Origin of the sequence: Allobosea sp. ASV33 (genome assembly GCF_016428755.1) — a bacterium.
Taxonomy (GTDB): domain Bacteria; phylum Pseudomonadota; class Alphaproteobacteria; order Rhizobiales; family Beijerinckiaceae; genus Allobosea.
Genome location: NZ_JAELTI010000168.1, coordinates 1 through 5,462, shown reverse-complemented (window position 1 = coordinate 5,462; position 5,462 = coordinate 1). Strand labels below are relative to the sequence as shown.

Sequence of the window (5,462 nt, the reverse complement as noted above, 5' to 3'; positions counted from 1 at the left end):
GGATTGGAGCCGGCCTATGAGGGGCGTCCGCGCGACAGCCTCGACGGTTTCGCCTGTCCGAAGACGGATATCCGCGCCAGCGCTGACAAGGTCGTGATCGCTGCAGGCGGGCTGACCGCGGAGGTCACGCTCTCGCCCTTCGGCATCGCCTGGCGCCGCGATGGCGAAGACAAGCCCTTCCTTCAGGACCGCACCACACAGGCTTATCTGGTTTCGCCGCGCACCGGCGCGCTCGCTCATTTTATGGCGCGCGACTACACCGAGCGCCATTACGGCCTCGGCGACAAGGCCGGGCCGCTCGACCGCACCGGCCGCCGCTTCGCCATCGATGCCGTTGATCCCTGCGGCTTTGACGCGGAGCTCTCCGACCCGCTCTACAAGATGCTGCCCTTCTTCATCGTCGACGGGCCGGCCGGCGCGCATGGCGTCTATTACGACAACCTCTCGACCGGCAGCGTCGATTTCGGCTGCACGCTAGACAACTATCACGGCCTGTTCCGCTCCTGGAAAGGCGACGATGGCGACCTGGACTATTACGTCATGGCCGGCCCGAGCGTGCCGGATGTGGTGCGCCGCTTCTCCTGGCTGACCGGCGGACAGGCCTTCGCGCCGCTCTGGTCCTTCGGCTTCGGCGTCACCTCGATGGCGATCGCCGACGCGCCGGACGCCGATGCCCGCATCAGCGACTTCATCGGCAAGCTGGAGACGCACCGCATCCCCTGTGATTCCTTCCATTTCGGCTCGGGCTACACGCAGATCGGCCATCGCCGCTACGCCTTCAACTGGAACCGGGAGAAGTTCCCCGACCCGAAGGCGACGATGCAGCGCTTGAATGATGCGGGCATCTTGACGGTCGCCAATCTCAAGCCCTGCCTGCTCGACGACCATCCGCGCCTGCAAGAGGCGCTCGACGGCGATTTCCTCGTGCGCGACGGCGATAGCGGCAAGCCTGCCGTCGCCCAGTTCTGGGACGGGCTAGGCTTCCATCTCGACTACACCAACCCGAAGGGCCGCGCATGGTGGCGCGACGGCATCGAGACCGCGCTGCTCGACTACGGCTTCACCACCGTCTGGAACGACAACAACGAATACGAAATCTGGGACGAGGATGCCGTCTGCGACGGCGACGGCCGCCCCTTCCGGCAGGCGCTGGCGCGCCCGGCGCAGCCGCTCCTGATGACCAAGCTCTCTTACGAAGCGCAGGCCGATCGCGAGCCCGGCAAGCGGCAATATGCGATCACGCGCGGCGGCTGCGCCGGCATCTCGCGCTACGCCCAGACCTGGTCCGGTGACAACGAGACCGCCTGGAAGACGCTGCGCTACAACCTAACCCAGGGGCTCAACATGAGCCTCTCGGGCATGTTCTCGATCGGCCACGATGTCGGTGGCTTCCACGGCCCGACGCCCGGCCCCGAGCTCTTCGTGCGCTTCAACGAGTTCTGCTCGCTCTGGCCGCGCATGGTGATGAATTCCTGGAACGACGACGGCGTCGTCAACCTGCCCTGGATGTATCCGGAGATGGTGCCGCAGGTGCGCGAGGCGATCGCGTTGCGCTACCGTTTGATGCCCTATCTCTACACGCTGATGTGGCGCGCCAGCCGCGACGGCACCCCGGCGATCCGCCCGCTGCTCTGGGATTTCCCGCAGGATGCGACGGCCGTGAAGACCGACGACGCCTTCATGCTCGGGCCGGATGTGTTGGTCGCGCCGGTGCTAGAGGAGGGCGCGCGGGAGCGCAGCGTCTACCTGCCGGTTCATGCGGGCGGCTGGTACGACTGGCATACGGGTAAGCATTTCGACGGTGGCGCGCTCGTGACGGTCGCAGCCCCGCTCGGCCGCCTGCCGGTCTTCGTCCGGGCCGGCGCGCTGATCCCGCTCGGCAATCCCGAGGGCATCGACGATCTCCGCGAGATCCTCGTCTGCGGCCTCGTCGAGGGCGCGTCGGGCGAGCTTTACGAAGATGACGGCGATACCGCCGACTGGCGCGGTGCAGGCGCGACCGTAATCCGCTTCCGGGTGAAGGACGGCGAGATCGCGGTCGATCAGGAGGGGGATCGCGATCCGTTCTTCGACCGCATCGCGATCCGCAACATCACGGAGAAAGCGGGGGCCACCTAGCCCCCGCGCGTCGCGCGTCTCAGCGCGACATCATCTGCAGCGGCCACATCACGATCTGCGGGAAGATCACCAGCAGGGCCAGCACGATGAGCTGGGCGACCATGAAGGGCGTCACGCCCTTGATGACGCCCGTCATCGGCACCTTGGCGACGCCGCAGACCACGTTCAGCACGGTGCCGACCGGCGGCGTCACCAGGCCGATCGCGTTGTTCATGATGAACAGCACGCCGAAATAGACCGGGTCGATGCCCGCCTGCTTGACCACCGGCATCAGCACCGGGGTCAGGATCAGCACTGTCGGCGTGAAGTCGAGCGCCGTGCCGACGATGAAGACCATCACCATCAGGATGGCCATCAGCAGCATCTTGTTCTCCATGAAGGGCGCGACCATGTCGGCGACCTGCTGGGGAATGTTGGCCGTGGTGATCAGCCAAGCCGAAACGCCGGCCGCCGCGACCAGGAACATGATGACGGCAGTGGTCTCGGCTGCTCGGTACATCAACCCGAACAGGTCCGGGATCTTAATCTCGCGATAGATGAAGACGCCGACGAAGAGCGAATAGGCGGCGGCGATGACCGCTGCTTCCGTCGGGGTGAACCAGCCGACCTTGAGGCCGCCGATGATGACTACGGGCAGCACGAGCGCCCAGCCCGCATTGCGGGTTTCGACCAGCCGTTCGCGCATGCTGCGCTTCGGCTCGACGCGCGGATTGTCGCGCTTGATGCTCCAGCGCCAGGCCAGCATGATTGCGATGCCCATCATCACGCCCGGCACGATGCCGGCGATGAACAGCTTGGTAATTGAGACGCCGCCGGTGACGCCGAAGATGATCATGCCGATCGAGGGCGGGATCACCGGCGCGATGATGCCTCCGCAGGCGATCAGGCCGCAGGAGCGGTTGATGTCGTAGCCGGCATTGCGCATCAGCGGCACGAGCACGGAGGCGAGCGCAGCCGTGTCGGCGACGGCCGAGCCCGAGAGCGAGGCCATGATGACGGCGGCGATGACCGCGACATAGCCGAGGCCGCCGCGGATATGGCCGATCCAGGCCATCGCCATGGTGATGATCCGGCGGGTCATGCCGCCGGCATTCATCAGCTCGCCGGCCAGCATGAAGAAGGGCACGGCGAGCAGCGGGAAGGAATTGGCGCCGTCCCACATGTTCTGGATGATGATCTGCGGGTCGGTGATGCCCATGTAGAGCATCATGGCGAGGCCGCAGCCGATCAGCGCGAAGGCGACCGGCATGCCCAGCGCCATCAGGCCGAGCAGGGACGTGATGAAGACGAAGACGATCACGGCTTGGCTCCTTGCGCCTTCATGTCGCGCTCGGCTTCGAGGCCCTCGGCCATCCCCTCCTCGTGCACGTCGATCAGCTCGTCGTCGGCGACCTGTCCCAGCGCGAGGCGGATGAGGTTCGACAGGCAGATCAGCGCGATCGCGGCGCCTGTGACGTAGCTCACGCCATAGACCCAGAGCATGCTGAGCTGCGCGACCGGGGAGGCGTTGCCGGCGATGATGTCATGCTGGAGATAGGTGCCGTAGAAGATGAACAGGGCACAGATCAGCATGATGACCTGGCTGATCGCCCAGCAGATCTTGCGGCCGAAGATCGGCAGGGCCTGGACCACCATGTCGACGCCGAGATGGCTGCGCCGGTGCAGGCCGATGATGCCGCCGAGGAAGGTCATCCAGACGAAGGCGAAGCGCGGGATTTCCTCGGACAGGTCGATGCCGGTGTTGAAGAACAGCCGCAGCATCACGTTGCCGAAGACCATGACCAACATCACGGCCATGCAGATCACGAGGATGACCTCGATCAGGCGGTAGAAACCGTCCGTCGCGGTTTTGAGCAGGCTGGTCATCGGTCACCTCGCCGGCGGCTTTTGGAAGGGGATCGCCGGCTCGGCGCCGGTAGGGAAGAAAAAGGCAGCCGGCCAAGGGGCCTGCTGCCGTCGCGTGCCTTACTTGGCGGCGCGGGCCTTTTCGATCTCGGCGACGAAGCCGTTCACGAATTCCTCGCCGATCTGGCCCTTGAACTTGTCGACCACGGGCTGGACCTTGGCCTGCACCTTGCGCAGGTCGTCGGCCGAGACCGTGTCGACCGACACGCCGGCTTCCTTGAATTTGGTGATCACGTCGCGGTCGCCCTCGTCGAGCAGCTTGCGCTGCAGCAGGCCGGCCTCGGTGGCGGCCTTCTGGACGCCGGCCTTGTCGCTGGCCGAGAGCGTGTCCCAGAACTTCTTGGAAGCGACGAGCGCGACCGGCGTGTAGACGTGGTTGGTGATGGAGATGTGCTTCTGCACCTCCTGCATCTTGTTCGCCCACATGTGCTGGAGCGGGTTCTCCTGGCCGTCGAGCGCCTTGACCTCGAGCGCGGTGAAGACTTCCGAGAAGGCCATCGGCACGGCATTGGCGCCGATCGACTTCCAGGTGTCGAGCGCGACGGGATTGGCCATCACGCGCAGCTTCAGGCCGTTGACGTCCTCGGCCGTCTTCACGGCGCGGCGGCTGTTCGAGAGGTTACGGAAGCCCATGCCGGTCCAGGTCAGGCCGACGAGGCCGCTCGGCTCGATCTTGTCGAAGATCTTCTTGACCGAGTCGCCGTCGAGGACCGCGTAGACCTCCTTCTCGTTCTGGAACAGGAAGGGCAGGTCCCAGACCTGGACTTCCTTCACGCGGGTCGAGAGCGGCGCCAGCGTGCCGATGTAGAACTCTTGCGTGCCGGCCTGCGTCGCCTGGAGCTGCTTCTCGTCGCTGCCGAGCATGGCCGAGTGGAACGCCTGGATCTTGACGTTGCCATTGGTGTAGGTGCTGGCGAGCTCCGTGAACTTGTTCACCGCGGTCGCCTGCGGATGCGTGTCGGGCATCGCATGGCCGATCTTGGCCTTGACCTCGGCCATGGCCGCCGTCGAGCCCAGCAGGACAGCCGTCAGCGCGGCGATGAAAGCGAAGCGGGTCGGATGGGTTTTGGTCACGATACGCGTCTCCGGAACAGTTGCTGCGGATGTGTCATCGAACGAATGCAGGCTCAACCGCTCGGCGGCGTTTTCCACCGCCGAGGGCAGGGGCTCATGTCCGGTGCTTCTTGATCTCGGCGTAGAAGTCGTTGACGAAGGCGGCGCCGATCGTCTCGGTGTTCTTCTCGATCACCGGCTGGATCGCCTTGCGGATGGCATCGAGCTCAGCCGTGGGCATCTCGGTCGTCGCCATGCCCTTGGCCTTGAGCTCGCTGAGCACCTCGCCGGCCTCGCGCAATTCCGCCTCGCGCTGGAAGGCGCGGGTCGTCTCGGCCGCTTTCTGAACGGCGGCCTGCTGTTCCGGCGTGAGCGAGGTCCAGAAC

General features: G+C 65.5%; 4 protein-coding genes and 1 pseudogene. 1 reads left to right on the top strand and 4 read right to left on the bottom strand.

Annotation, left to right across the window (positions count from 1 at the left end; translation table 11 throughout):
• Positions 1 to 2,118, top strand: a 2,118-nt coding sequence (locus JHD80_RS26575) for a glycoside hydrolase family 31 protein (protein ID WP_199093485.1), incomplete at its 5' end; no start/stop codon positions are given.
• Between the two features lie 19 nt (positions 2,119 to 2,137).
• Here JHD80_RS26575 and JHD80_RS26570 read toward each other — a convergent pair.
• From JHD80_RS26570 to JHD80_RS26555, 4 genes and pseudogenes are all read right to left on the bottom strand, one after another.
• Positions 2,138 to 3,418, bottom strand: coding sequence for a TRAP transporter large permease subunit (locus JHD80_RS26570; RefSeq protein ID WP_199093483.1), 1,281 nt, complete (start codon positions 3,416 to 3,418; stop codon positions 2,138 to 2,140).
• A complete protein-coding gene (locus tag JHD80_RS26565) occupies positions 3,415 to 3,984 on the bottom strand; it encodes a TRAP transporter small permease (RefSeq protein WP_199093481.1) in 570 nt (189 codons plus the stop codon). Before JHD80_RS26565 ends, JHD80_RS26570 begins: the two co-directional genes overlap by 4 nt.
• Before the next feature lie 99 nt (positions 3,985 to 4,083).
• Positions 4,084 to 5,097 carry a TRAP transporter substrate-binding protein gene (locus JHD80_RS26560; protein WP_349237356.1) on the bottom strand — a complete coding sequence of 338 codons (1,014 nt, stop codon included), beginning with the start codon at positions 5,095 to 5,097 and terminating at the stop codon, positions 4,084 to 4,086.
• Between the two features lie 94 nt (positions 5,098 to 5,191).
• A pseudogene (locus tag JHD80_RS26555) lies at positions 5,192 to 5,462 on the bottom strand (hypothetical protein); the annotation flags it as partial.